The sequence below is a fragment of the Micromonospora sp. PTRAS2 genome (assembly GCF_054052245.1).
On record NZ_JBSWBU010000007.1, the window covers coordinates 225392 to 251724 of the forward strand.

A 26333-nucleotide genomic window follows, 5' to 3' on the forward strand; every position below is an offset into this window, starting at 1 on the left:
CCCAGGTGCTGTCGGAAACCCGTCCGTTCTCCGGGCGTCGGCTCAGGAGCCGATCCAGTTGGCGTGGAATCCGCTGGGCACCCGGCCGGGCAGGTGCACGACGGCCACCGGCTCCCCGGTGAAGTCGCCGGCGTCGAGCACCACCAGGTCGCTGCGGCCGGTGCGCCCGTCGTGGACGTACGTCAACAGCCAGCCGTCGTCCTCGGCCGAGAGCGGCCCGCGCGGGACGAACACGGCCTCCCCGGCCTCCCGGTGCGGCCCGAAGTCGTGCACCGCCACCTCCCGGCGCAGCAGGTCGTGGCGCAGCAGCGCCGAGCCGCCCAGCACCCCCGCGCCGGACTGCATGGCCACCGTGTAGGCGTACCGGTGCCGCATCGTCTTGCGGCGCTCGTCGATGCGGGGGAACTCCTGGGGGATGTCGTCGAGCTGCTCGGCGGCGACGGTGCCCCGGGTCAGGTCCAGCGTCCAGCGCCACAGCGTCGGCGCGGACTCCCCCGGGGCGTGCAGGTCGCGGTCGAAGACCCGGTCGTGGCGCACCACGTCGACCACGCAGGTGTCGTCGACCTCGTAGGCGTTGACGGGGTGGAAGACGTAGCAGGGGTCGACGTCGAACCAGCGCACGTCGGCGCCGCGCCCTTCGCGGGGCAGCAGCCCGAGCCGCGCCGCACGCCCGCGCTGCCACGCGTACGGAAAGCGGGAGCCCGCCCGGGCCAGCGTCGGCGAGAAGGTGACCGGGAGGTCGAACAGCACCGAGTGCCGATCGGTCAGCGCCAGCGAGTGCATCAGCGGCGGCCCGGCGACCTCGATGCGCTCGCTGCGGCGCACCCGCCCCTCGGGGGTCAGCACGAGGTGCTCGACGTAGGGCAGCTCGTGGTAGTAGGCCACGGCGAACAGCTCGCCGGTGACCGGGTCGCACTCGGCGTGGGCGGCGAAGCCGTGCGGCAGGGTGGCGTCGAAGTCGATGCGGGCCACGGAGCCCAGTTCGTCGTCCAGCTCGACCGGCAGCACGCCGGCCTCGCCGAGGGCGAGGGTGCGCCCGCCGTGCCGGATGACGTTGGCGTTGGCGTTGTCGGACAGCCCGTGCCGCGGGCCGGGAAGGGCGAGCTCGCCCAGGGCTCGGGTGGTGCGGTCGGTGCGGATCCACCGGTTGCGGTACCACAGCGCGCGGCCGGAGCGCAGGCGTACGCCGTGCACCATGCCGTCGCCGACGAGGGCGTGGCCGGGCCGGTCGCCGCCCACCGGGTTGGGCCCGATGCGCACGAAGCAGCCGTCCAGCTCGGCGGGCAGCCGCCCGGTGACCGTCAGGTCGAGCTCCGTCGCCTCGGTGGCGACGGGGCGCCGGTTGTCGTTGCGGTAGGGGGTCCTGGGGGCGAGGGCGACGACGCTCATTGCGGCCTCCACGAGCTGGGGCGATCTCTTTGCGTATCGCGGTTACGTAACAGCGTTACTTCATCGAAGGTACGCCGGGCGTGAGATCATGTCAACGTGAGTCCGCGCCGAATCGACCCGACCCTGGCGACCGCCCTGCTGGAGGCCGCGGCCCGGCTGCTGGCCGAGGAGGGCGCCGCCGGCCTCACCACGCGCCGCCTCGCCGCCGCCGTGGGCGCCTCGACCACGGCCGTCTACACGCACTTCGGCGGGATGGACAACCTGGTCCGGGCGATGGTGCACGAGGGCTTCGCCCGGTTGCACCGGCGGATGTCGACCGTGCGGGCCACCTCCGACGCGGTCGCCGATGTGATGGCCCTCGGGTACGCGTACCGGGCCAACTCCCTCGACCACCCGCAGCTCTACCAGGTCATGTTCGGCAGCGCCGCGCTCGGCGGGTTCGCCCTGTCCGAAGGCGACCGGCAGCACGGCAAGTACACGCTCCAGCCGCTGGTCGACGCGGTGGCCCGGGCCACCGAACAGGGCCGGTTCCGGGCCGGGGACCCGCTGCTGGTCGCGCAGAACATGTGGATCGCCCTGCACGGGCTGGTGAGCCTCGAACTCGGCGGCTACCTGATCGACCCGTACGACGCCGACGTCTGCTTCGAGGCGCAGCTGCGCTCGCTGATGGCCGGCGCGGGCGACGACTACGAGGCGACCGCCGCCTCGCTGGCCCGGGCTCGCCGGCGGCGCTCCCCCCGCGCCTGACAGCGCGCCGACGGCGCACGGCAACGGCGGAGAAGCGACGCGCATCCCCCGGTGTGATGCTCAGGACGGGTCCCGAGCACGTCCGCAATGGAAGCGCATCCACTCCTGTCCGCCCACGCCGGCAGGATCGCCCATCCCCCACGCACCGAAGGACGCCGATGATGCACGGAATCGATTATCTGGTGGTCGGATCCGGCTCCGCCGGAGCCGCGCTGGCCGCCCGGCTCAGTGAGGACCCCGCCCGCCGGGTGCTGCTGCTGGAGGCGGGCCCCGACTTCGCGACGGTGGCCGAGACGCCGACCGACCTGATCGACGGCAGCGCCATGTCGATGGACCGCCACGACTGGCACTTCAAGGCCGAGATCACCGACCGGCGGCGGATCATCTTCCCGCGCGGGAAGGTCACCGGCGGCTCCTCCGCCGTCGGCGCGACCATCGCGCTGCGCGGCACCCCGAACAACTTCGACGAGTGGGCCGAGCTGGGCAACCCCGCCTGGGCCTGGGACGAGGTGCTGCCGTTCTACAAGCGGCTCGAGGACGACCAGGACTTCGACAACGAGTACCACGGCAAGGGCGGCCCCATCCCGATCCACCGGTTCACGCCCGACGAGATGACCCCGGTGCAGCACGTGTTCCGCGACGCCTGCGTCAAGGCCGGCTTCCCCGAGGTCGAGGACCACAACCACCCGGAGGCCACCGGCGTCGGTCCCATTCCGTCCAACCGCCAGGGCAGCCACCGGTTCTCCACCGCGATGGGGTACCTGGCCGAGGCACGCGGCCGGGAGAACCTGGAGATCCGCTCCGGGGTCCAGGTCAACCGGGTGCTGTTCACCGGCAACCGGGCGCGCGGCGTCGAGGTCGCCAAGGCCGGCGGCGGCACGGAGGTGATCGAGGCCGGCACCGTCGTGCTGGCCGCCGGGGCGGTCAACTCGCCCGCCATCCTCATGCGCTCGGGCATCGGCCCGGCCGGTGACCTGCGGCGGCTGGGCATCGACGTGGTGCTGGACCGGCCCGGGGTGGGCGCGGACCTGATCGACCACCCGCGTACCGGCGCGTTCATGGTGCCGCAGGAGGGGAGCTTCAGCCCCGAGGACCCGTTCCTGCAGACGATCCTGCGGACCACCGCGCCGGGTTCGACGGAGTTCAACGACCTCCAGTACTACATGATCAACCACTTCGACCTGACGCTCTTCCCCGAGCTGCAGATGCTGGCCGCCGCGAAGACGATCTTCGGGGTGATGGTCGTGCACCAGCGGCCCGAGTCCCGGGGACGGCTCACCCTCACGTCGGCCGATCCCACCGCCCCGCCGGACGTCGTGCTCAACTTCCTCGACACCGAGCGCGACATCCAGACCCTCGTCGACGCCGTGCGCCAGTGCTGGCAGTTCATGCAGACCGCGGGCATCAACGACCAGGGGCAGCGGTTCGTGGTGCTCGGCGAGGACATGGTCGCCGACGACGAGCTGATGCGCCACTACGTCAGGCTCAGCCTCGACAGCGGCTACCACCCCGTCGGCACCGCCCGGATGGGCGCGGCCGGCGACGAGGGCGCGGTGGTCGACGAGCGGCTGCGGGTGCACGGCACCGAGGCCCTCTACGTCTGCGACGCCTCCGTCATGCCGTCGATCGTCAACTGCAACACCAACCTCACCTCCATCATGATCGGTGAGCGGCTCGCCGACTGGCTCCGGCAGTCCTGACCGGTCCCCACCGACACGGGCGCCCCGCGGTGCGAAACCCCGCGGGGCGCCCGTGTCACTGTGGGGCCTACGGTCTCGGGGCCTGGGGTCTCGCGGCCTGAGGCGTTCCAGGAGCGGGCACGGTGGCCGGCGGCGCGACGCGGCGCGTGCCGCCTCCGGCACACTCGCGTGCCGACTAGGGAGCTGAGTCAGCTACGACATCACGTCGGATCACGCCGGCCAGCGCGGTGCCCCGGGGGCCGGGCCGGTGCTGCTCGGCTCGCCGACAGGCACTGCGCTGGCCGGTGATGTCGTAGCTGACTCAGCTGCGTAGGCGCCGGCGGGACCAACCTCTACCGACCGCTGTGGGCGGGACCCCGCGCGCCTTCAGGCCGGCACCGCCGGCAGGCCGGCACCCCAGCCGCCTGAGACAGGCAGCGCCCCGACAGCCGCCGCCCGACGCGACGCGGGCCGCCCGCCGGATGGCGGACGGCCCGAGGCGCGACCACGCGGTGTACGGAGCGCCCAGGGGGGTGTGGGACCGACGCTCCGTACACCGCGGTCGACAGGCGCGCTGGGGGCGCCTAGACCGTGTTCTCGCTGACCTTTCGCGGCACCGGCACCGGCGCGGGCTGCTGCGCCTCGGCCGTGGGCACCGGCTCCTGTCGCTCGGCGGCGGACGACGACGGGCCGGCCGGGACGCCCCGGTCCCGCAGGCCGATCCAGATCAGCGCCACGGACACCAGGATCACCACGATCTGCACCTGCATGGCGAAGTGGACGCCGTCCAGCACGTCCGTGCGGGCGGCCACGAGCGCCCCGAAGATCGGGATGCCGATGGTGACCGCGATCTGCTGGGCCAGGGTGGCCAGGCCGGTCGCCAGGCCCTGCTGCGAGTCGTCCAGGCCGGAGGTGGCGGTCACCGTGTAGGCGACGACGGCCGTGACGTGCCCGAAGTACATCAGGAACAGCGACGGCACGATCAGGGCCAGGCTCGGCGTGGTCGACGTGCCGGTCAGCAGCAGCGGGACGGTGGTCAGGCCCTGCGCCAGCAGGCCGACGGCGAGGACGTTGCGGTAGCCGTACCTGCCGATCATGCGGCCGGCGATGACACCGGCGACGACGGCCACCAGGCCCGGCCCGCCGAACACCAGACCGGTGGTGAACGGGGCCATCTTGAGCACGTCCTGCATGTAGAGGGTGAGGCCGAAGTTGACGCCGCTGGCCATCACGAAGGCGACGATGCCGCCGTAGTTGCCCCACTTGATGTTCGGCCGGTTGAGCAGGGTCAGCGACACCAGGGGCGCCTTGGCCTTCAGCTCGACGAACCAGAAGGCCGCGATGAGCACCGCGCCGATGACGAGGCCGATCCAGCTCTGCATGCTCACGCCGTAGACCAGGGCGAGCAGGCCCGCGGTGACCGTGACGGCGCCCGGCACGTCGAGCTTGATGCCGGCGGGACGGACGCTCTCCTTGATCACCAGCGGGGTCAGCACCATGATGGCGACCGCCACCGGCACGTTGATCCAGAACGCCCAGCGCCAGTCCAGGGCGCTGACCAGGCTGCCGCCGACCAGGGCGCCGACGGTGAAGCCACCGGAGAGCAGCGCGCCGTTGAGGCCGAGCACCCGGGCGCGGGCCCGCTCGTCGGAGACGGTGGTGATCAGCAGCGCCATCGCGGCCGGGATGGCGATCGCGTTGGCGAAGCCCTGCAGCACGCGGGCGCTGAGCAGCATCGTCGCGTTGGTCGCGAAGCCGCCGAGCAGCGAGGCCACGGTGAGCAGCGCGATGCCGGTCAGGAACAGCCGCCGCCGGCCGAACAGGTCGGCGACCCGGCCGAACAGGAGCGTGAAGCCGGCGGCGGGCAGCGCGTACGCGCTGGCCACCCACGGCAGGTCGGCCAGCGAGAGGCCGACGCCCTCCCCCATGCGGGGCAGCGCCACGTTGAGGATCGAGAAGTCGACCGACAGCATGAACTGCGCGCCGAGCAGGACGAATAGGGCAAGTTTCTGCGCGGAGCTGAGCTGCTCCGACGTGCTCTGGTTCTCCGCCATGACCACGAACCCTAGGTAGCCGCGGCCCTGCTACCCATCTCCCTGCCATGCGTACCACTGGCAGTGGCACCCTCGGCACCCGCCGTGCCGGTCCCGTTCCACGCTACCCGCACGGCGCTCTCTTCGAGCTTGCTCTATTTCCCGCCCGCCGTCGAGAGGCACCGGCTGCCCGGGGACCGCGACCCCGGGCAGCCGGCGGGCGATCAGTCGACGAGCACTCCGCATCCGACGGTGGTGATCGAGCCGGTGAGGCCGCTGGACAGGTCCGAGGCGAGGTACACGGCGGTGCCGGCCACGTCGGCCAGGGTCACCGCCCGGCCCAGCAGCGGGTTCGGCATGCCCGGCTTGGCGGCGAGCATGTCCTCCAGCGTCGCCCCGTTGGCCTCGGCCGCGCGCCGCCACGTCTCGCGGACGTACGAGCCGTGCTGCACGCTCTCCGGGATCGCGTCGGGCCGCAGGCAGACCACCCGCACCCCGAACGGGCCCACCTCGCCGGCCAGTTCGCGGGCCAGCGACTCGATGCCGGCGCAGGCCACGCCGAAGCCGCCCGAGGGCATGGGCGCCCGCGCGGCGGACGTCGACAGCACCACGATGGCGCCGCTGCGCTGCTCCACCATCCGCCGCGCCGCCGCCGCAGTGGTGAGGAACTGGGTGCGCACGAAGGTGTTCATCGGCAGCAGGAAGTCGTCCAGGGACAGCTCGCGCAGCGGGACGCCCTGCACGTGGTCCAGGCCGACGGCGTTGAACGACACGTCGATGCTCCCGGCCCGCTCGGCGACCAGCTCCGCGTGGGCGTCGACCGCCTCCGGGTCGAGTGCGTCGACCTGGTGGGCGTACGCCCGGCCGCCGTCGGCGGCGATCTCCTTGGCGAGCATCTCGACCCGGTCCAGGTGGTGGCCGGCCAGGTACACGGTGGCGCCCTCCCGGGCGTAGGCGCGCGACACCGCGCTGCCCAGCGCGCCCGCGGCGCCGTAGACGATCGCCGTCCTGTTCTCCAGCAGCATGTCTGATCCCCTCGTCGTGGGCGGGTCCGGCGGCGCCGGACCGGGTTCGTCAGACCGACGGGCGACCCTCGGGGAAATATACATTTGCTGCCGATTTATTTGGCTTGATCCGCAGAGGTGCCGGTCACCTCCGCCAGGCGGTCCCGCAGGTAGCGGCGCTCGACGTCGTTGCCGGCGAGCCCGAGCGCCCGCCGGTACGCCCCGGCCGCGTCGTCCCGCCGGTCCAGCCGGCGCAGCAGATCGGCGCGGACGGCCGGGACGAGGTGGTGACCGGCCAGCTCGCCGGAGCGCTCCACCTGCTCCAGCAGCTCCAGCCCGCGCAGCGGGCCGTGCGCCATCGCGACCGCCACCGCCCGGTTGAGCAGCACCACGGCCGAGGGCGTCAGCTCGGCCAGCTCGGCGTAGAGCCCGGCGATCTGGGCCCAGTCGGTGCGCGCGGCGTCGGGGGCGCTCGCGTGGCAGGCCGCGATCGCCGCCTGCACCTGGTAGGGGCCCGGCCGCCCGTGGCGCAGCGCCCGCTCCAGCAGGTCCATCCCCTCGGCGATGCGGCCCCGGTCCCACCGTCGGCGGTCCTGCCGCTCCAGCGGCACCAGGTCGCCGTGCGCGTCCGTGCGGGCGTCGCGCCGGGCGTCGTGCAACAGCATCAGCGCGAGCAGCCCGAGGGTCTCCGGGTCGTCGGGCAGCAGCCGGGCCAGCAGGCGGGCCAGCCGCACGGCCTCCGCGCACAGCCCGCGCCGCAGCAGGTCCGCGCCGGCCGTGGCGGCGTACCCCTCGGTGAACAGCAGGTACAGCACCGCGCGCACCGCCGCGGCCCGGCCGGGCAGCTCGGCGGCCGGCGGCAACTCGCCGCGCAGGCCGGCCTCGCGGACGCCACGCCGGGCCCGCACCAGCCGCTGCGCGAGGGTGCCCGGCGTGACCAGGAGGGCGCGGGCGATCTCGGCCGGGCCGAACCCCACGACGGTACGCAGGGTCAGCGCGACCTGCGACGTCAGCGACAGCGCGGGATGGCAGCAGGTGAAGATCAGCCGGAGCTGGGCGTCGCGGATCACCGGCGGCACCGGCGGGGCGTCGTCGTACGCCGACAGGGTGACCGCGGCCTCGCGCAGCCGGGCGGCGGCCATGCTCTCGTGCCGCAGCCGGTCGACGGCCCGGTTGCGCGCCACGGTCGTCAGCCAGGCCCCGGGCCGGCGTGGCACGCCCTCGCCGCGCCAGCGCTGCACCGCGGCGGCGAACGCGTCCTGCACGCAGTCCTCGGCCAGGGCCCGGTCCCCGGTGAGGGCGACCAGTGTGCCGACGAGCTGGCGGTATTCCCGGCGGAACGCCGCGGCCACGGCGGCGTCGACCGTGAAGGTCACCGGCTCCAGACCGGCCTCACCTCGATGACGCCCAGCTCGGCGAACGGGTGCAGGGCGGCCAGCTCCGTCGCCTCGTCGAGGTCGGCGCAGCGCAGCAGGACGAACCCGCCCACCTGCTCCCGGGCCTCGACGAACGGCCCGTCGGAGACCAGCGTGGCACCGGCCCGGGAGCGCACCGTGCGGCCGGCGCGGCCGGGGCGCAGGCGCTGCCCGCCCGCGAACGCCCCGCGCCGGCGCACCTCGTCGAGCCAGGCCCGGTGCCGGGGGTGGTCGTCGATCTCCGCGGGGCTCAGCTCGCCGGCCTCGTCGTGATAGATCACCAGTGCGTACTCCACCCTCGCCCTCCCAGGTCCGCGCATTACAACGAGGCAGCACGCAGGAAGAAGCGGGGGGTGTTCGGCTCGGCCAGTCTTGGTGCAATCCATGCCCGCCGAGGAGGCATCCCATGCGTCAATCACAGGTCACCGTCAACGGTGTCGACATCGCATACCGTGAGTTCGGCGAGGGCCCCCTGGCCCTGCTGGTGCACGGTTTCCCGTTCACCCCCAACTCGTTCCGGCACCTGGTGCCGGTGCTGGTCGACGCCGGCTACCGGGTGGTGACGCCGTGGACCCGCGGCTTCGCCCCCAGCTCCGTCCCGCCGCCGGGCCGCGAGCACATCCGCGACATGGTGGCCGACGTCAACGCGCTGCACGAGGTGCTCGGCGGCGACGAGCGGGCGGTGCTGATCGGGCACGACTTCGGGGCCGCCGTCGCGTGGGCCGCCGTGGTGCAGGCGCCGGAGCGCTGGTCGCGGCTGGTCGCCTGTGACGTGCCGCCGTTCCAGTTCTTCGGCGAGTACCTGCTCGACCCCCGGGGCATCAACGTCCAGGCCCACTTCTGGTTCTTCCAGATGGCCGCCGCCGACGAGCTGGTCGCCGCCAACGACCTGGCCTTCCTGGAGTTCATGCTGCACAAGTACTCCCGCGACGGCTACGACGTCACGCAGGACCTGGCCGACATCCGGGCCGCCCTGGGCAAGCCGGAGAACCTGCACGCCGCCCTGGGCATGTACCGGACCAACTTCCCGCCGGCGACGTTCGGCACCCCCGAGTGGGGGGCCGAGCAGGGGGCGCTGTGGGGCGCCCTGCCGACGCAGCCGACGCTGAACATCTTCGGCGTGCAGGACGTCGCCTTCGCGATGAACGAGGAGAAGCTGGCCCGGATCGTCGAGGCCCTGCCGAAGGGGTCGGCCGGCGCGCTGGTCCCCGACTCGCGGCACGTCCCGCTGACCGAGCAGCCGGAGATCACCAACGCCCACATCCTGCGCTTCCTGACCGAGACGGCCTGACCGTCCGATCAGGACACTAGTCCGGCTCCGGCCGGGTCCGGCGGAGTCCGCCCGCCCGGCCGGAAACCGTTGGTACTCCTACGGTGGGTACCACTGACAGTGTCATGCTCGTCGGTCATACTGAGTCGCATGAATCCGCTGGGCGAGTTCCTCCGATCTCGACGCGGCGTCATCCGCCCGCAGGACGCCGGCCTGACCCGCTACGGCGAGCGCCGACGGGTCTCCGGGCTGCGCCGCGAGGAGCTGGCCCAGCTCGCCGGGGTCAGCGTCTCCTACTACACCCGGCTGGAGCAGGGCCAGGCGCACAACGTGTCCGACGAGGTGCTCGACGCGGTCGCCCGGGCGCTGCAGCTCGACGGCGACGAGCGGGCCCACCTGTTCGTGCTGGCCCGCCCCGGCCGGGCGACGACCGGCCGGGCCGCCCGGTCCCACACCACGCCGCCGGCCCTGCACCAGATGCTCGCGATGATGCCCGACGTGCCGGCGATGGTGCTCGGTGCCGCGACCGACGTGCACGCCTGGAACCCGCTGGGCCACGCGCTGCTCGCCTGGCACCTCGACGAGGCGCCCAACATGAGCAGGTCGGTCTTCCTCGACCCGCGCATGCGCGAGCTGTACGCCGACTGGCCGGGCAAGGCCCGCTCGGTGGTGGCCTACCTGCGGATGGCCGTGGGGCGCTACCGGGGCGACCGCCGGGTCGTCGGGCTGGTCGAGGAGCTGCTGTCGCGCAGCCCCGAGTTCGCCGGCATGTGGGCCGAGCACCCGGTGAGCACCTGCGAGACGATGACCTACGACATGGCCCACCCGGTCGTCGGGGCGCTGACGGTCAACCAGCACACGCTGCGGCTGGAGGACACCCCCGACCTGATGCTGGTCACCTTCACGGTCGAGGCCGGCTCGCCGTCGGCGGCGGCGCTGCGGATGCTCGGCGGCATCCCCCGCCGCGCCCCCGCCCCGGCGCCCCCGCCCCGGCACAGCGTCACCGTCCCCTGAGTCGTCCGCGCACCCGGTGCCGCCCGCACCCGCGGGAATCCACCCCCGCGGTGCCGCCCGCGCACACGGCGGCGGCCGGCTCCCCGGGGACGGCCTGCGCCGCCCGGCCGGGAACCGGCCGCCCCGACGGGTGGAGCGCCGCCGCGCCCCACCACACCGGCGTCACTGCGTCCCGGCCTCCGCCGGCTGCGCGGGCGCGCCGTCCTGGCGCACCCGGAACTTGTTGACCCCGGTCCACCAGTTCTCGCCCGGGTTGACGGCCTCGTCGGAGTCGTAGCGGTCGTGGTGACGCCACCAGTCCCACGGGTGGGCCAGCCCCTCCTCCTGCCGCCCCAGCGGGGTGACGTCGAGGTAGTTGTAGGTGTTGATGAAGACCTCGCCGCCCCGGTCGAACACCGAGCTGGCGTGGTAGATCTTCTCGCCGTCGCGGATGAACGAGCTGACCGCCGGCAGCTCGCCCTTCTCCATCGAGACGTTGAAGTCGTAGTTGAAGTCGCTGCCGAACGACGAGACCCACGGGATGTGGCTCCAGCCCATCCGGGCCTTGAACTGCTCGATCTTCTCGATCGGCGCGCGGGCGATCATCACGAACGAGGTGTCCCGCGCGTGCATGTGCGACAGGTTGCCGACGTTGTCGGCCTGCATCGAGCAGCCGACGCAGCCCTCCTTCGCCTCCGGGGCGAACATGAAGTGCCGCACGATGAGCTGGCGGCGGCCCTGGAACAGGTCGAGCAGCGTCACCCGGCCCGACGGCGAGTCGAACACGTACTCCTTCTCCACCGGCACCACGGGCATGGCCCGACGGGCGGCGCTGAGCTGGTCGCGGGCGCGGGTCAGCGCCTTCTCCTCCTCCAGGAGCTGCTCCCTGGCGGTGGTCCATTCCTCACGCGAGACGATCTGCGGAAAAGCCATCGTTCCTCCCTCAACGGTCGCCGCCGGGCCGGGGGAAGGCCGGGCGACACCTGCGAGCCTGGCACGGGCCCCGCATGCCGACTTCTCCCCTCGTGCCCTTCCGCGTCCGGTCGTCCTGTATGGACGCCGGGCAATCCGGAAGAGGTTGCGGCACGCGGAGTGTGACAGCGTCGAGGGCGCATGGCCGACACGACCCCGGTCGATCCGGTCGCCCCGTTGAGGAGGACACGTGTCCACGACCACCGAAGCACCCACCCGCGAGGAGCTGGTCCGGCGGGCGGCGGGTCTCGTCCCGCTGATCCGCAAGCACGCGGCGTGGCAGGAGGAGAATCGTCGGCTGCACGACGAGACGGTAGCCGCGATCGAGGAGGCGGGGCTGTTCAAGCTCCGCACGCCCCGCCGCTACGGCGGGTACGAGGTGGACACCCGCACACTCGTGGCGGTCGCCACCGAGCTGGGCCGGGGCGACGCCAGCACCGCATGGGTCACCTCGGTGCTGTGGATCCCCACCTGGCTCGCCGGCCTGTTCCCCGACGAGGCCCAGGACGAGGTGTTCGCCGTCCCCCACGCCCGGGTGTGCGGCACCAACAGCGTCGGCGGCACGGCCGTGCCCACCGACGGGGGATTCGTCGTCAACGGCAGCTGGCACTTCATCAGCGGGGCCCACCACGCGCAGTGGCAGGAGATCGCGGTGGTCGTGGTGCGCCCGGACGCGGAGCCGGAGCCGATCATGGCGCTGGTGCCGATCGGCAGCCTGGAGATCGTGGACGACTGGTACACCACCGGCCTGACCGCCACCGGCAGCGTCACCACCGTGGCCCGGGACCTGTTCGTCCCGAGCAGCCACATCATCCCGATGAGCGCGGCGATGATCCCGCAGGGCCTGTCGCAGGGCAACGCCGACTCCCCCGTCTGGCGCACCCCGGCGGCGCTGAACGCGGCGGCGTCGGGCGTGGGCGCGGCCGTAGGCGTGGCCAAGTCCGCCCGCGACGAGTTCTTCGACCGGCTGCCCGGTCGGAAGATCACCTACACGGAGTACGAGAACCAGAGCGAGGCCCCGGTCACCCACCTGAAGGTCGGCACCGCGCTCATGAAGATCGAGCAGGCCGAGTTCCACGCGTACCACGCCGCCGACCTGGTCGACACCAAGGCGGCCACCGGCGCCGAGTGGACCCTCGAGGAACGGGCCCGGGTGCGCGCCGACCACGGCTGGGCGACCCGGCTGGCCAAGGAGGCGGTGGACATCTTCGCCTCCGCCAGCGGCGGCACCTCCATCTACCGGGACGTGCCGATCCAGCGGATCGTCCGGGACGTCAACGCGATGAGCCTGCACGGGCTGATCAACCCCGACACCAACACCGAGCTGTACGGGCGGGTCGTCTGCGGCCTGGGCCCGAACACCCTGTTCGTCTGAGCCGTCCCGCGCGGCTCCCCCAGCCTCGCCGCGCTCTGTCCTGAGCCTTCCCCACACGTGGCGGGCCGCCCGGCGCACCCCCTCGCCGGGCGGCCCGTCGCACCATCAGCGCACCACCGTGACGCGGGCCCGCGGCGGCGTCAGCCCAGCGCGGCGACCCGGGGGCGCAGCCCGTCGATCAGCTCCGGCGGGGCGGCGAGGACCCGGCTGCCGCTCACCTCGACGGCCGCGCCGGCCTCGACGGCGATCACCAGACCGGCCGCCCAGTCCCACCGGAAGGTGCGGTCCTCGACGTACGCGTCGCAGCGGCCCGCCGCGATCCAGGCCAGGGCCAGCGCGGTGGAGCCGAGCATCCGCACCCCGCGCACGTCGCCGGCCAGGTCGGCGACCACGGCCGCCTGCACCCTGCGGTGGGCCACGTCGTAGGCGTACCCGACGGCGAGGATGACCTCGTCGAGCGCGGTGCTGGCGGGCCGGGCCAGCGGGACGTCGTCGCGGAACGCGCCCCGGCCCCGGACGGCGTGGAACAGCTCGTCGTGCACCGGGTCGAGGACCACCCCGACGACCGGCCGCCAGCCGTCCGGCGTCTCCTCCTCGCAGGCCACGCTCACGCACCAGAACGGCATGCCGGCGATGTAGTTGACGGTGCCGTCGAGGGGGTCCAGCACCCAGCGCAGCCCGGAGCTGCCGGTGTGGCCGCTGCCTTCCTCGGCGAGGATGCCGTCGTCGGGCCGGCGGGCGCGCAGCAGCTGGACGATGTGCGCCTCGCTGGCCCGGTCCGCCTCGCTCACCAGGTCGGTGGAGGCCGTCTTGTGGTCGACCCGCCCGTGGTCGCCGAAGCGCCGCAGCAGCTCCCGGCCGCCGAGCCGCGCCGCCTCCTCGGCGACCCGCCGGCAGTCGTCCAGCTCGGCACCGCTGACCATCGTGTTCTCCTCGTGTCGGCCGCAGGGACGGTCGCGATCGTCGCACCGGAAGCGGTCCCGGCACCAGCTCACGCGGATGGCCGACCGCCGCGCCGTCCCTTGGCCGCGTGGGGCACACTGGGGTCGGCGCTCGGGACATCGACGCCCGCCGACCTGCCCCGACACCGCCACGGGGAGGCAGTTCGCCATGGGCACGTTGGGCGCGTCAAGCACGGCAGACCGGCTGTTGGCCCGGATCCGGGACGGGATCGTCGGTGAGGGCGAGGTGCTGGACGGCCCCTACGGGCCGCGCCGGATCACGTACGCCGACTACACCGCCTCGGGGCGGGCCCTGGACTTCGTGGAGGACGCCGTCCGGGACTGGGTGCTGCCCCGCTACGCCAACACCCACACCGAGAGCTCCGCCACCGGCCTGGCGACGGGACAGTTGCGCGAGGACGCCCGGTGGATCGTCCACGACGCCGTCGGCGGCACCGACGAGCACGTCGTCGTCTTCTGCGGTTCGGGGGCCACGGCGGCGGTCGACAAGCTGATCGGGATGCTCGAACTGCGGCTGCCGCACGGGCCGACCCACCGCCACGGCCTGCTCGACCGCGTCCCGCCCGGGCAGCGTCCGGTGGTGTTCGTGGGCCCCTACGAGCACCACTCCAACGAGCTGCCGTGGCGCGAGACGTACGCCGAGGTGGTCGTCATCGGCGCGGACGCCGACGGGCACATCGACCGGGCGGAGCTCGCCGCGCAACTGGCCCGGTACGCGGACCGGCCGCTGCGCATCGGCAGCTTCTCCGCCGCCTCCAACGTCACCGGCATCCTCTCCGACACCGACGCGATCGCCGCGCTGCTGCACGCCCACGGCGCCCTGTCGTGCTGGGACTACGCCGCCGCCGGCCCGTACGTGCCGATCCGGATGGGCGAGTCGGCGCCGGGGGCCGCCGACGGCAAGGACGCGGTCTTCCTGTCGCCGCACAAGTTCGTCGGCGGCCCACAGACGCCCGGCGTCCTGGTGGTGCGCCGGGACCTGGCCCGCAACCGGGTGCCGACGACCCCGGGCGGCGGAACGGTGGCGTTCGTCGACCCGGTCGGGCACCGGTACCTCGACGACCCGGTCGCCCGCGAGGAGGGCGGCACGCCGGCGATCGTCGAGTCGATCCGGGCGGGGCTGGTGTTCGCCCTCAAGCAGGCCGTCGGCACCGAGGTCATCCGGGCCCGCGAGGAGCGGCTGTGGGCGCGGGCGCTGCGCCGCTGGTCGGCGAACCCGGGGATCGAGGTCCTGGGCGGCACCCGGGCCCGGCGACTGCCCATCGTGTCGGTGCAGATCCGCCACGGCGACCGTCACCTGCACCACAACTTCGTCGTCGCGCTGCTCAACGACCTGTTCGGCATCCAGGCGCGCGGGGGCTGCTCCTGCGCGGGGCCCTACGGGCACCGCCTGCTGGCGATCGACGAGGAGCGCTCCCGCGCGTTCCGGGAGGAGATCGCCCTCGGCTGCGAGGGGATCAAGCCCGGCTGGGCGCGGATCACCTTCAATTACTTCATCTCCGACGTGGTCGCCGACTATCTCGTCGACGCGGTCGACCTGATCGCCCGGCACGGGCACCGGCTGCTGACCGACTACCGGTTCGACGTCGGCAGCGGCCTGTGGCGGCACCGCCGCGGCCCGGAGCGGCCGCTGCGCCTGGCCGACCTGGGCCCCCTGCTGACCGGCGGCCCGATGGCCGTCGGCCGGCGGGAACGGGTCGGCGAGGAGGCCCTGGCCGGACACCTGCGCGAGGCGCGGCGGATCCTCGCCGGCCGCGACGACCGCCTCGACGAGGGCCCGACCGGCCTGCCGTCGGGCGTCGAGGCGCTGCGCTGGTTCCACCTTCCGCCGGCCTGCACTGCGCCCCCGGACGCGCCGTCGTCGCCCTGACCGGGCGGCTGGCCCGGGGGTCGCGCCCGTTGCCCCTCGCGGCGCGGCCGCCCCGCCCGGTCGGCCACACGCGCCGGCCCCGCCACACCGTGGGGCGCGGACGGGGCCGACGGTCCGGAGTCAGTTGATGGTCACCGAGTAGGTGCTGGTGGTGACCTGGCCGTTGCCGGTGAAGATCTCCGGCCCCGCCTGGACGCTGGTCAGGTACTTGGAGCTGCTCATCCAGCCCCGGGCGACCAGGTCGTTGGTGAAGTCGCGGATGTTCAGGTTCGCGTTGGTGGTGTTGCTGGTCCGCACGTACGAGTAGACGTTCCAGGTGCCGACGTAGCCGCGCCAGATCTCCCAGGTCGTGCCGGCGATGGTGACCGTGCCTTGGCGGCTGCCGGCGGGGGACGCGTTGGAGCGGTAGAGCCAGATCATCAGCTCGTCCGAGGGCTGGTCGGCGGAGCCCGGGTTGGCCATCGGGTGCAGCCAGCAGTCGTAGGCGACGTTCTGGTTGACGGTGCCGTTCTGCGTGACGGTGAACTGCCAGCTGGTGTTGACGTTGCGGTTGGCGGACAGCTGCACGGGCAGCCCGGTGTTCTGCCGCCGCCAGCCCCAGTGCCAGCCGAGGATCGCTGCCGCGAACGACTTGACGGTGCCGGCCTGGCCGCTCCAGTTGTAGCTGGTGCCCCACGAGATGCGGTCACCGGAGCCGCCGCTGGTCCAGATGCACTGACTGCCCGAGCCGGTGCCGGCGCCCCACTGGTTGTTGGGGATCCAGTACTTGCCGATGTCGATCACGTCGGTGCTGTTGCACAGCCGGCCCGACGGCGGGTAGTCGCCGATCGGCGGCGGCGTGGTGGGCGGCGCAGTGGTGGTGGGCGGCGGGGTCGTCGGGGTCGTCGGGCCGTTGCAGGTCACCCCGTTGACCGCGAAGTTGGTGGGCACCGGATTCGCGCCGCTCCACGAGCCGGTGAAGCCGAACCCGACGGTGCCGTTGGTGGCGACCGCGCCGTTGTACGCGACGTTCGTCGCGGTCACCTGTGCGCCGCTCTGGGTCACGGTGGCGTTCCACGCCTGGGTCGCCTGCTGGCCCGCGGCGTAGGTCCAGGTGAGCCGCCAGGAGGTCAGCGGGTCACCGAGGTTGGTGACGGTGACGTCGGCGTTGAAGCCGCCCGACCACTGCGACGACACCGCGTAGCGTACGGCGCACCCGGCCGCCGCCGCCTGCGCCACGGCCACCCCGGCGGCCGCGACGGTGACGGTCGCGGCCGTGCTGACGGCCAGCAGGGCCAGCCGCTTTCGATTCCCCATGACTTCTCTCCTTCGATCCGGCCACCCGGTGCCCCTCTCCGCTTCCGCCTCACCTCCGCCACGCCCGCCCGCCCGCCGATCTTGCACTTGCGGCCCCGACAAATAGCGCCGAACGCCCATGCGAGGGGCCCAAACTGCAAGATCGGCGAGCGTGGAGATGGGTGGAGATGGGTGGAGCGGGGTGGCGGCGGGCGGGGTGGGGAGGGGCAAGCGGGGTGGGTGATGTTAGCGTTCACAGTCGCTGGCGGGCCGGTGGTTTCCCGTGGACCTGGCTGCTGACGGACGCGGCGACCCGGATGGCGAATTGCCCGGAACCGCCAGATGGATGCGGCGTCCGGCCCGGACGACCCCACCGTTCATCGACGCACGTCGATACGACGTTACGGCAGTCGGCAGCCACCCGTCAACGCCGCCGACCCGCGTCCTGGCGCACCCCGACCCCGCGCCCGCGCCCGCATCACCACCCTGGTCAGGGCAACGAGCGCGAGAACGGCCGCGCCGGACCCGACCGGGATCGGGTCCGGCGCGGCAGCGGCGTCACACCCGGCTCGGGGCCGCCGAGAAGTCGCCGGTGGCGGTGCCCGCGCGCACGCGCCGGGAGACGACGACACCGAAGACGGCGGCGGTGAAGAACATGACGAAGCCGTACGTCACCGACGGCATCGCCATCGTCGAGTTGTCGAGCAGCGTCGGGCTCATCCCGATGGTGATGGCCAGGCTGGCGTTGTGCAGGCCGATCTCGAAGGCCGAGGCGATCGACTCCCGCTCGCCGACGCGCAGCAGCCGGGGGCCGAAGTAGCCGAGACCCATGCTGATCAGGTTGAACGCCACCACGGCGAGGATGATCTCGCCGAGGATGTCGAACACCTCCGAGCCGAGGCCGGCGATCACACTGGAGATCATCAGGATCAGCACCACCACCGACAGGACCTTGACGGCGCGCTCCAACCGCAGGGCGGCGTCGGTGAACCTCGCGCGGATCGCCATGCCGATCGCGATCGGGATCAGCACCAGGGCGAACACCTGGATCACCTTGTCGAACTGGAGGCCGATCGAGCTGTCCGAGCCGACGAAGCCCGCGACCGACAGGTTCACGATGATCGGCAGGGTGAACAGCGCGAGCACCGAGTTGACGGCGGTCAGCGAGATGTTGAGCGCCAGGTCGCCCTTGAACAGGTGGCTGTAGAGGCTGGCCGTGCTGCCGCCCGGCGAGGCGGCGAGCAGCATCATGCCGACCGCCAGCTCGGGTCGCAGGTCGAACGCGACGACCAGGCCCAGGCAGATCGCCGGCAGGATCAGCATCTGGGAGACCAGGCAGACGACCATCGCCTTGGGGTATCGCACCACGCGACGGAAGTCGTCGAGGGTCAGCGTGAGGCCGAGCCCGAGCATGACGATGCCGACAGCGATGGGAAAAAGTATGAGCACGGTGTCGTTACTCATGATGACTCCGCCTTCCGGGAGTAAGAGATCCATGAGTTTCACACCGCCGGCCACCGCCCCGGTTCTCGAATGTTGCCCTATGCGCAGCCCTTGTCGGCGTCAGTTGCACAGTGACGCAAGACGTCCTCGGTCAGGCCGAAGGTGGGGGCCGGGTAAGGGGCGCGGGGCGAGGAGCCAGGAGCCCGGATCAGGCTCGGTCAGCCCCCGACAGGTAATGCTGGAGCCGGGCGTGGCGGAACTGGTAGACGGCTCCGACCTGACGCAGCACACCCCGATCTCGCGCGTCCGACAGGAAGGCGAACGTGCGCCACGGCAGGCGGCCCCGCAGGGGCAGCCAGAGCCGTATCAGGACCAACCATTGCCCCCACGCGCTCGTGAGTGCCCACATGAGCCCGGTCGCGAGCCCGACCACGACGCCATACACCGGCCCGGAGATGAACGACGCGAACACGGACACCGCGCAGCCCAGTTGGAGGAGGGTCAGAATCGTGTGCCTCCGATCACCGGACAGGGCACTCGCGGGGCTGACCTCCGTGTCGATGTCGATCCAGCTGTGCGATGCGGCCGTGACCGCCATCGACAACCCGAGGGCCAATCCGAATGCGATCACGAAGGAGGACCCGATCGGGGGCCCGATCAGCCAGGCGAGAATGCTGCCGGCCGTCAGCCCAGCCATGAGCCCGAGCCCGAGCATGCTCACCAGGTGCGGGAGGCGATGGCGGAAGTCGAAACGCGTGCGGGCGGGATCGGGCCCCTCCGCGGGCACGCAGGTGACGTTGGCCAGCACCTGCGCCACGAAGCCCCCCATCAGTGGCCCCACGAAGGAAACCGGCTCGAGATGAAGCGCCCGCGACAACCCGAATCCGCCGAACGTCGCTGCGGGATAGAACGCGACGAGGAACGCCCAGAAGCGGTGCACCTTGGGTATGCCGTTCCGTAGGCGCCACCAGGCGATGTCGCGGCTGTCGGACTGGTCGAGGTGCGAGGCGAGGTGGGCCAACCAACGGTGGGCGCGCTCGGGCGGCCAGTGGCGCCCGTTCTTGTCAGCGTGGTCGTACACGGCGGGCAGGTAGGCGGCGACGAGGTGTCGTTCGATGGTCTCGCAGTCGGGAAACCGGGCCGTGTCCAGCAGCTCAAGCGGATCGTGCTCGGGCGTGTCCCCGTAGACGGTGCGGGCCAGGGAGAGCATGAGCGGCGTGGACAACGCCTGCCGTACCGCGCTGTTGGCCGGGTGCGCCGGCTGCAAACGGAGCCTGTCCAGGACCGGATCCCACACTCCGCAGTGGCCACCGTCGCGGAGGACCTCCCGACGAGTGGAGCGGGATAGGTAATCCTCGATGTCGGGCAGATCGAGTGCGGCCAGTTCGATGCCGGCCGCCCCACTGAGAACACGTCCCCTGCCGATGGCAGCGGTGTATTCGGTGGGCCTGCTGGTGAGGACCAGAGGCATTCTCGGGACGTCGTTGAGCCGCTTCAGCGCCCGGTTGCGCAGACCCCTGGGGATCTCGTCGAATCCGTCGAGGATCGGCAGGATCAGGTGGGCCTTGAGCAGTTCGGCGGCCAGGTTCGGGAGCCCGGACCGCGCTGGGGCCAACCCTGGATAGTCGCGTGCCAGCTTCGCGGTCAACCAACCGGCCAGGTCCGTGGTGGTCGGGTCCCAGGCGGCGACGCTGACGATGACCGGCACCCGTTCCCCGGGCTGGCGCACCTGCAGCAGATCCAGCGCCAACCGGGCCGCCAGGACCGTCTTCCCCGACCCGTCGGAACCCAGGACGACCAGCCGCCTGGACGGAATGCTCAGGTACACCTGCGCGATCTCGCTGAGCCGCCCGTTCAACTGGATCGGGCGGCCTTGTGCGCGTGCCGGAGACCGGCCGATGTTCTTCTTGTGGTCGAAGAACGCGTCGACGGCCTTCCAGCGCAGGGACAGGGCGACCGGATCATGGACGCGGCGGCGCTCTTCCTCCCCTTCCCACTGATGCTGCACCGCCTGGCCGAGTTGTTCGGCCACATCGGCCACCGAAGGCACGCTCACGGACGCCGAACGGGACGCCTGCCGGTGCTGCGACCAGACCGCGATCGTGGACACCATCAGGCTCACCATGGCGACCCAGAGAGAGGCCACGCTGCTCATCTGGTCACGGGTGGGCAGGTCCGCGTCGAGGTACTCCCCGACGATCGGCCCCGCCAGGTACCACACCAACGCCAGCATGCCGACGCCGGCGAGCGCCCAGGGCCACCGTCGTGCCGCCGTCCGGCGTGGACCTTCCGACAGGTTCATCGACGCCTCCTCCCCGACCGCGATGGAGATCACGACGAACCATTGGGGGCACGGCAGCCTGAGCAGGCCTACGAACAGGTCGGTCCAGACATCCCGTCCTCCGCTGGGGCCCGGGCCGCCGGGCTCCGGTGCGACAACAAGTTTATCCCTTGTGGACGAGCCGGTGTGGCCGCTGTTTGCGGAACGGTCGAAATCCTGATCGACCAGGGATCATGGCCACGTTCTTGACCGCTCAACTTTTCGACGTTAATTTGACGTAAGTCAATGAATTTCGGGAGGAATGCCGTGCTGTTGAGATCCCTTGCCCTTGCCATATCCGCCGCCGGCCTGCTGGCCACCGCGCCCGCCGCGTCGGCGACACCTTCCCAGGCGTCCGAAGCGTGGCCGCCTGGGAACTGCGCGCAGGGCACGTTCTGCGTCTGGCCCAACTGGGCGCACCCGAACCCCGCCCCCGTGGAGACTCCGTCCCTCGTGAGCGCCGGCGAGTGGTCCGGCAGCGCCCCCGCGAAGACCTACTACAACTACACGCCCCGCAACGTCGACATGAAATACTCCTACACCTGGCCGGACGGGTCGACGAGCCACTACGCGCTCTGCACGCCCCCCGGCGGCAACATCTTCTATCTTCCGGTGACGGTGACGCAGCTCAGCTGGCACGAGGGCTCCTGCTGACACCCGCACCTCCTGCCCACGTCGCCGGGAAGCGCGACTACGTTGACCAGTCGTGCACCCCGTACCCGATCACGACCTGGCCCTGCGCGACTGGGCCGTCGCCCTGGCCGGCGCGGTCGCGCTGCTGGGCGCCTCCTGGGCGCTGCTGATCCTGCTCGCGCGCCGGCTCCCGCCCGGCCTGCTGCGGGACCTCGCCGCCTTCGTCCCGGACTGCGTCACCATGGTCCGGCGGCTGCGCCGGGATCCCCGGGTGCCCCGCCGGGCGAAGCTCGCCATCCTGCTCGCCGGCCTGTGGGTGGCCAGCCCCGTCGACCTGATCCCCGAGTTCCTGCCCGTCATCGGCCCCCTCGACGACATCGTCTTGGTGGCGCTCGCCCTGCGCTACGCCGGCCGGCAGGTGCCCCGGGACGTCCTGCTGGCCGCCTGGCGGGGCGAGACCCGGCTCATCGAGCGGCTGCTCGGCGCACCCTCGGCCGGTCAGGGCACCGTCTGACACCGCCGGGCGGCACCGCTGCGCTGGCGTGCCGACTCGTAGAGCACGACGGTCGCGGCGGCCGCCGCGTTCAGGGAGCTGGCGGCCCCGGTCATCGGGATCCGGACGAGCTGGTCGCAGGCCGCCCGCCAGCCGGCGCTGAGACCGGTGGTCTCGTTGCCGATCAGGAGCAGCGTGGGCTGCGTGAAGTCGTACTCGGCGGCCTCCAGTGGGCCGTGCTCGTCGGTGCCCACCACGCCGACGCCGATTCCGTCGGCGCGAAGGCCGGCGACCCAGGACAGGACGGCCTGGGGTGCGGACGCCCGGACCACGGGCAGCGCGAAGAGCGAGCCGGTGCTCGCCCGCACCGCCTTCGGGTCGTACACGTCGGCGGCGTGGCCGGTGACGATCACGCCGGACGCACCGAAGGCGTCTGCGGACCGGATGAGGGTGCCGATGTTGCCGGGGCTGGTGGGCCGGTCGAACACGACGGTGAGCGTGGTCGGCCCGGCCGGGATGCGGGACAGGTCGTCCTCCGGCAGCGCGACCACGGCCAGCAGTTCGGGAACCGCGTCCGCCTTACCGCCCAGCTCGTGCATCAGCTCACCGGAAACGGCGAACCTCTCGGCCCGGACCGTGTCCAGCGTCTCGCGTGCCCAGCCGGACAGCTGGACGTCGGCGTCGTAGAGCAGCTCCCGGATCTGCCAGCCGTGCTCGATGGCCACGGCGATCGGGCGTACGCCCTGCACGAGGAACTCGCCGCGGCGCTGCCGCTTGGTCCGGTTGCGCAGGAGAGCCTCCCACTGCTGGAACCGCGCGTTGCGGCCAGTCACCCGCAGACCCACCGTTGTCCCGCCTCCCTCGTCTTCGTCAGCCGCCTATGCCCACCCGAGGCCCTGGCGGATCGCGATCTCCACGGGAGAGTACGCGCCGTCGGCCCGCTCCAGCTCGTACGGCGCGGCCGGCATCAGGGGCGGCTGGGCCATGAGGCGGGGCCTCGTCCCGTGGTGGGGTTGCGCCGCGTGCACCAGGAACGGGTGGCACAGGAACACGTCGCCCGGGGAGCCGGTGGCCAGGGCGAGGGGCCGGTGGTCGGAGGCGGCCACCAGGTCGGGCGCGATGTCCAGCCCGCTCGCCCCGTCCTCGCCGTACTTCTCGAGCACCTTCGGCACGTCGAGGTGCGAGCCGACGCGGATGCGGGTCGGTGCGTCCTCCTCGCCTACCTCGCTGAACAGGAACAGCATCAGCAGCGCCCGGCCATGGGAGCGCAGGTTCGTGAAGTACCAGTTCGCCCCCTCCGGCAGGTAGCTGCCCTCGATGTGCCAGCCGGCGTCGTTCGGCTCGTCGGGGTGCGGGAAACGCAGCGGGAACGTGCCCAGCGAGTAACGCGGCTCCCAGCGTCCCGGCCCGACGAGCAGGTCGTACGCGTGGTGGAGGAACGGCGAGTTGGGTGCGGCGGCGAACGGCCCCTGCGCCAGGCCGGGCACCCAGTGCACGGGCTTCGTCCACGTGGCCGGGTCGTCCGGGTCGCAGCCCGTCTCCCGCCACAGCAGCCGGGCGCAGTCCGCGGCGACGCGCGGTGCGACGGCGCCCGGCAGCTTCACGAAGCCGTCGCGAAGGAACCGGGATACCAGGGTCGTGTCGTCCATGCCCCCATCGTGCGGCGACACCGGTGCCGGGCACCCGACACTTCGCGTGCCACTTCTGTCGGGTGTGGGCACGACAGCGCCGGTCAGTCGGCCTCTGATCGGCCGGTCATCGCCGGATCTGTTCCGGCGGCGGGATAACCTGCCTGCGGTGCCTCGAACCGCATGACCGAAGGAGCCGGCTGGGATGACGGCAGGGCGAGCGATGCCGACGCAGGACGACGTGCTCGGGTATTTCAACCTGCTGTCGAACTGGGGACGGTGGGGCGACGAAGACCAGCTCGGCACCCTGAACCACATCACCGACGACGTCCGGCTGGCGGCGGCGCGGGCCGTGCGCCACGGTAGGAGCGTGTCGTGCGCGTGGGAGGTTGCCGCACCGGAGGAGATGGAACGGGCGACGACGTCGTGCCCGTGCGCCGCCGATATGCCGGGTGCCGAGAACATGCCCGTGCCCGGCTTCCACGCCGACCGGCGCTGGGGCTTCTCGTCCGAGCGGATCGGCATCACGTTTCACGGCAACACGCTCACCCACGTCGACTCGCCGTGCCACGTCTTCTGGGACGGCACGATGTACAACGGGCGGTCGCACTCGTTGGTCGACCCGGCAACGGGATCGGCGTGGGCAGCAGTCACGGCGGCGGCGAACGGGATCATCACGCGTGGCGTCCTGTTGGACGTCGCGAGGGCCCGCGGTGTGCCGTGGCTGGAACCGGGGCAGGGTGTGTCTCCCGATGATCTCGAGGCGGCCGAGCGCCGACAGGGTGTGCAGGTGCGCTCCGGTGATGCGGTGCTCCTACGGACCGGCTATGGCCGCGCCCGGCACGAGGCCGGCGAGTCCATCGGTTTCACGCAGGCCGGCTGGCACGCGTCCTGCCTGCCGTGGCTGCATGAACGCGGCGTCGCGCTGATCGGTGCCGACACCCCGCAGGATGTTCAGCCGTCGGGATACGACGACGTGTTGATGCCGGTTCATGCCGTGGGTCTCGTCGCGATGGGTCTGTGGCTGCTCGACAACTGCGACCTGGAGGCGTGCGCGGCGACGGCCGCCGAGCTCGGCCAGTGGGACTTCCACCTCACGGTCGCGCCGGTCCGCTTCGCTGGCACGTCCGGCAGCCCGGTCAACCCGATTGCCACGTTCTGACCGCAGTCCACCTGCCGGCCGTCGGCCATCGTCATCGGGACGTCGGAGGCGATGCCGGCCTCGACCGCCCCGAAGGGGGCCAGCACCTCGTACACCTCGATGGCCGACGCCGGTCGGTCCTGCGGGTCCTTCGCGAGCAGCCGCGCGACGAGCCGGACCAGGTCGTCGGGCACGCCGGCCCGGTGGTCGGCGACCGACGGGACGGGGTCGGTTGTCGGTGCTGCTAGGACTTGCCGCCGTACAGGTCGTTCAGCTCGCGGTAGGCCGTCAACACGGCCGTCGTCTCGTCGGCAAGCTGCTCACCGGCGTAGGCCCCGGCGTGGGAGCCGTCGAGCGACAGCTTGTCGAGGGCCGCCCCCGTGCGCTGCAACGTGTCATCAAGATCCTGGTCGCGGACGAACCTCTCCCCCGCCGCTGCGGTCGCCATCAGATGGGACGTCAGCCTCGCGAGGTCCGCATTGACCTCTTCCCACAGGTCGCCGGCCCGCTGCTGCTGACTCTGAAGGTCGAGGCGGGCACGGTTCGTCTCGACGGTGCCGTCCGACGCGTGCCGGCCCAGTTCGTCGCGCACCTCGCGGATCTCCTGCCTGCGCGCCAGAACCGCCGCGCCCTCCCAGAGGCTCTCCGCCACCAACTCGGCGGCGTCGCTCGGGTCGACCAGACTGTCCAGAGCGGGGAGGGTCCTGCCGATCCGCTCCGCCAGGGCCTGCAGATCCCGGAACGACAGCCGTTCCTCGTGCGTGGCGAGCAGGCGGTGGATGCCTGGGTAGAGGTCGATGTCGGGGGCGACCACGGTGCTCCGCCTGGCCGCCTTGAACCCGGCGGCAACCGCCAGCAGAACGAGGGCCAGGTCCACGGCCAGGAGCAACCACCAGTAGGCGGCGGACGCCAGGCCGCAGACGTACAGGGAGACGATGGCCACCACGATGAGCTGGATGGTGACGCGCTTGCTCGCCGCGCTCCCGGTGATCTGTTTGCCGGGGGTCACCTCCGTGATGCTGCCCCACTCACGCACGTTCGCCCTGCCGCTCATCCGCATCTCGGTCAGGGCGACAGCGGTCACCTGCGCGTCGCGGGCGATCCAGAGGTGGAAGGGGTGGTCGGACGGGGACAACCGTCCTCCTCTCCGAGAGTATGAAGTTAGGCGATGCCCTTGCGGCGGCGGATCATCTGGTACGCCGCTTGCGGGCGAACTGGTTGCCTGCGGACAAAGGATTATGTCCGCCGCTCCACGTCGGGCAAGCTCGTCGACCAGCGGGATGCTGGTCCGTTTCGTCGACGGCGATGGACTTTCGGGCCGTTGTCGGCCAGTTCGTTCGGTGCTGCCCGGCTGGTCAGGGCAAACAACGCCGCTGGCCAGGCCGCCGACGGCCAATTTCACCAGCTCTGCCCCAGCTCGACGGACCTGTCGGATTGCCGACTCGAAAGCGCCGAGCCGCCGGAACGCCTTCCCCAGCGCTCGCCCGCGCTGGGTCGGCGTGGGCACCGGCATGCCGCTCCGCCACCGATCGGAGACAAGGAGGAATGCTGTGAACGATCGCCCGCTCGACCCCACCGCGCCCCTTACAGGCTCGACCGCCCCCGACCGCCGCGCCTCACCTCGACTCTTTCCGCGAGGCAGGGCGAGGCCAGCAGCCGATGACGTTCCGTGACTAGTTCCGGCGGGCGCT

At 72.2% G+C, this 26333-nt stretch carries 22 protein-coding genes; 9 read left to right on the forward strand and 13 right to left on the reverse strand.

Translation table 11 applies throughout. The features are described 5' to 3' along the window. Positions 1-42: 42 nt before the first annotated feature. Complete coding sequence (locus ACVMYR_RS22435; RefSeq protein WP_043969041.1) at positions 43-1389, reverse strand: carotenoid oxygenase family protein; 1347 nt, start codon at positions 1387-1389, stop codon at positions 43-45. A 96-nt stretch (positions 1390-1485) separates the two neighbouring features. Here ACVMYR_RS22435 and ACVMYR_RS22440 point away from each other — a divergent pair, with 96 nt between their 5' ends. Together ACVMYR_RS22440 and ACVMYR_RS22445 are read left to right on the forward strand one after the other, a co-directional pair. Next, the gene (locus tag ACVMYR_RS22440) at positions 1486-2136 is read left to right on the forward strand and encodes a TetR-like C-terminal domain-containing protein (protein WP_077940239.1); all 651 of its coding nucleotides are present in this window, start codon (positions 1486-1488) and stop codon (positions 2134-2136) included. A 161-nt stretch (positions 2137-2297) separates the two neighbouring features. Next, complete coding sequence (locus ACVMYR_RS22445) at positions 2298-3836, forward strand: GMC family oxidoreductase (RefSeq protein WP_457122642.1); 1539 nt, start codon at positions 2298-2300, stop codon at positions 3834-3836. Positions 3837-4399: 563 nt separating this feature from the next. On the opposite strand, the gene ACVMYR_RS22450 is transcribed toward ACVMYR_RS22445, so the two are convergent. From ACVMYR_RS22450 to ACVMYR_RS22465, 4 genes are all read right to left on the reverse strand, one after another. Then, positions 4400-5869 carry an MFS transporter gene (locus ACVMYR_RS22450; RefSeq protein WP_077940238.1) on the reverse strand — a complete coding sequence of 490 codons (1470 nt, stop codon included), beginning with the start codon at positions 5867-5869 and terminating at the stop codon, positions 4400-4402. 203 nt (positions 5870-6072) lie between these two features. Then, complete coding sequence (locus tag ACVMYR_RS22455; protein ID WP_176734410.1) at positions 6073-6873, reverse strand: SDR family NAD(P)-dependent oxidoreductase; 801 nt, start codon at positions 6871-6873, stop codon at positions 6073-6075. A gap of 95 nt (positions 6874-6968) precedes the next feature. Continuing rightward, positions 6969-8228 carry an RNA polymerase sigma factor gene (locus tag ACVMYR_RS22460; protein ID WP_457122643.1) on the reverse strand — a complete coding sequence of 420 codons (1260 nt, stop codon included), beginning with the start codon at positions 8226-8228 and terminating at the stop codon, positions 6969-6971. After that, a complete protein-coding gene (locus tag ACVMYR_RS22465) occupies positions 8225-8563 on the reverse strand; it encodes a YciI family protein (protein ID WP_091285302.1) in 339 nt (112 codons plus the stop codon). The genes ACVMYR_RS22460 and ACVMYR_RS22465 overlap by 4 nt, the downstream gene beginning before the upstream one ends. Before the next feature lie 110 nt (positions 8564-8673). Here ACVMYR_RS22465 and ACVMYR_RS22470 point away from each other — a divergent pair, with 110 nt between their 5' ends. After that, the gene (locus ACVMYR_RS22470) at positions 8674-9558 is read left to right on the forward strand and encodes an alpha/beta fold hydrolase (protein ID WP_077940234.1); all 885 of its coding nucleotides are present in this window, start codon (positions 8674-8676) and stop codon (positions 9556-9558) included. A 129-nt stretch (positions 9559-9687) separates the two neighbouring features. After that, complete coding sequence (locus ACVMYR_RS22475; protein WP_043969033.1) at positions 9688-10551, forward strand: helix-turn-helix transcriptional regulator; 864 nt, start codon at positions 9688-9690, stop codon at positions 10549-10551. A 162-nt stretch (positions 10552-10713) separates the two neighbouring features. Here the strand turns inward: ACVMYR_RS22475 and ACVMYR_RS22480 are convergent, their stop codons facing one another. Further along, the gene (locus ACVMYR_RS22480) at positions 10714-11463 is read right to left on the reverse strand and encodes a DUF899 domain-containing protein (RefSeq protein ID WP_043969032.1); all 750 of its coding nucleotides are present in this window, start codon (positions 11461-11463) and stop codon (positions 10714-10716) included. A gap of 229 nt (positions 11464-11692) precedes the next feature. Between ACVMYR_RS22480 and ACVMYR_RS22485 the strand changes: the two genes are divergently transcribed. Further along, positions 11693-12877, forward strand: a complete 1185-nt coding sequence (locus ACVMYR_RS22485; protein ID WP_077940233.1) for an acyl-CoA dehydrogenase family protein — start codon at positions 11693-11695, stop codon at positions 12875-12877. Positions 12878-13017: 140 nt separating this feature from the next. Here ACVMYR_RS22485 and ACVMYR_RS22490 read toward each other — a convergent pair whose 3' ends face one another. Next, the gene (locus tag ACVMYR_RS22490; protein WP_457122644.1) at positions 13018-13800 is read right to left on the reverse strand and encodes an inositol monophosphatase family protein; all 783 of its coding nucleotides are present in this window, start codon (positions 13798-13800) and stop codon (positions 13018-13020) included. A 187-nt stretch (positions 13801-13987) separates the two neighbouring features. Here ACVMYR_RS22490 and ACVMYR_RS22495 point away from each other — a divergent pair, with 187 nt between their 5' ends. Continuing rightward, the gene (locus ACVMYR_RS22495) at positions 13988-15709 is read left to right on the forward strand and encodes an aminotransferase class V-fold PLP-dependent enzyme (RefSeq protein ID WP_457122645.1); all 1722 of its coding nucleotides are present in this window, start codon (positions 13988-13990) and stop codon (positions 15707-15709) included. A 120-nt stretch (positions 15710-15829) separates the two neighbouring features. On the opposite strand, the gene ACVMYR_RS22500 is transcribed toward ACVMYR_RS22495, so the two are convergent. The 3 genes from ACVMYR_RS22500 to ACVMYR_RS22510 all read right to left on the reverse strand — a co-directional run bounded on the left by ACVMYR_RS22500 (position 15830) and on the right by ACVMYR_RS22510 (position 20762). Beyond that, a complete protein-coding gene (locus ACVMYR_RS22500; protein WP_431896840.1) occupies positions 15830-17005 on the reverse strand; it encodes a GH12 family glycosyl hydrolase domain-containing protein in 1176 nt (391 codons plus the stop codon). A gap of 537 nt (positions 17006-17542) precedes the next feature. Next, positions 17543-18448 (reverse strand): bile acid:sodium symporter family protein, encoded by a 906-nt coding sequence (locus ACVMYR_RS22505; protein WP_077940222.1) that lies wholly within the window; start codon positions 18446-18448, stop codon positions 17543-17545. Positions 18449-18635: 187 nt separating this feature from the next. Continuing rightward, positions 18636-20762, reverse strand: coding sequence for an NACHT domain-containing protein (locus tag ACVMYR_RS22510; protein WP_457122646.1), 2127 nt, complete (start codon positions 20760-20762; stop codon positions 18636-18638). Between the two features lie 420 nt (positions 20763-21182). Between ACVMYR_RS22510 and ACVMYR_RS22515 the strand changes: the two genes are divergently transcribed. Beyond that, positions 21183-21401 carry a hypothetical protein gene (locus tag ACVMYR_RS22515; protein WP_457122647.1) on the forward strand — a complete coding sequence of 73 codons (219 nt, stop codon included), beginning with the start codon at positions 21183-21185 and terminating at the stop codon, positions 21399-21401. 82 nt (positions 21402-21483) lie between these two features. Then, a complete protein-coding gene (locus ACVMYR_RS22520; RefSeq protein ID WP_457122693.1) occupies positions 21484-21894 on the forward strand; it encodes a YkvA family protein in 411 nt (136 codons plus the stop codon). Here ACVMYR_RS22520 and ACVMYR_RS22525 read toward each other — a convergent pair. Together ACVMYR_RS22525 and ACVMYR_RS22530 are read right to left on the reverse strand one after the other, a co-directional pair. Next, positions 21879-22712, reverse strand: coding sequence for a TrmH family RNA methyltransferase (locus ACVMYR_RS22525; protein WP_228986270.1), 834 nt, complete (start codon positions 22710-22712; stop codon positions 21879-21881). The two genes, ACVMYR_RS22520 and ACVMYR_RS22525, sit on opposite strands and share 16 nt — an antisense overlap. 39 nt (positions 22713-22751) lie before the next feature. Then, positions 22752-23522, reverse strand: a complete 771-nt coding sequence (locus ACVMYR_RS22530; protein ID WP_457122648.1) for a phytanoyl-CoA dioxygenase family protein — start codon at positions 23520-23522, stop codon at positions 22752-22754. Between the two features lie 202 nt (positions 23523-23724). Between ACVMYR_RS22530 and ACVMYR_RS22535 the strand changes: the two genes are divergently transcribed. Continuing rightward, positions 23725-24663, forward strand: a complete 939-nt coding sequence (locus ACVMYR_RS22535) for a cyclase family protein (protein WP_077940217.1) — start codon at positions 23725-23727, stop codon at positions 24661-24663. 223 nt (positions 24664-24886) lie between these two features. Here ACVMYR_RS22535 and ACVMYR_RS22540 read toward each other — a convergent pair whose 3' ends face one another. Further along, positions 24887-25777: a hypothetical protein gene (locus tag ACVMYR_RS22540; RefSeq protein WP_457122649.1), complete on the reverse strand. Its 891-nt coding sequence runs from the start codon at positions 25775-25777 to the stop codon at positions 24887-24889. Positions 25778-26333: the final 556 nt, after the last annotated feature.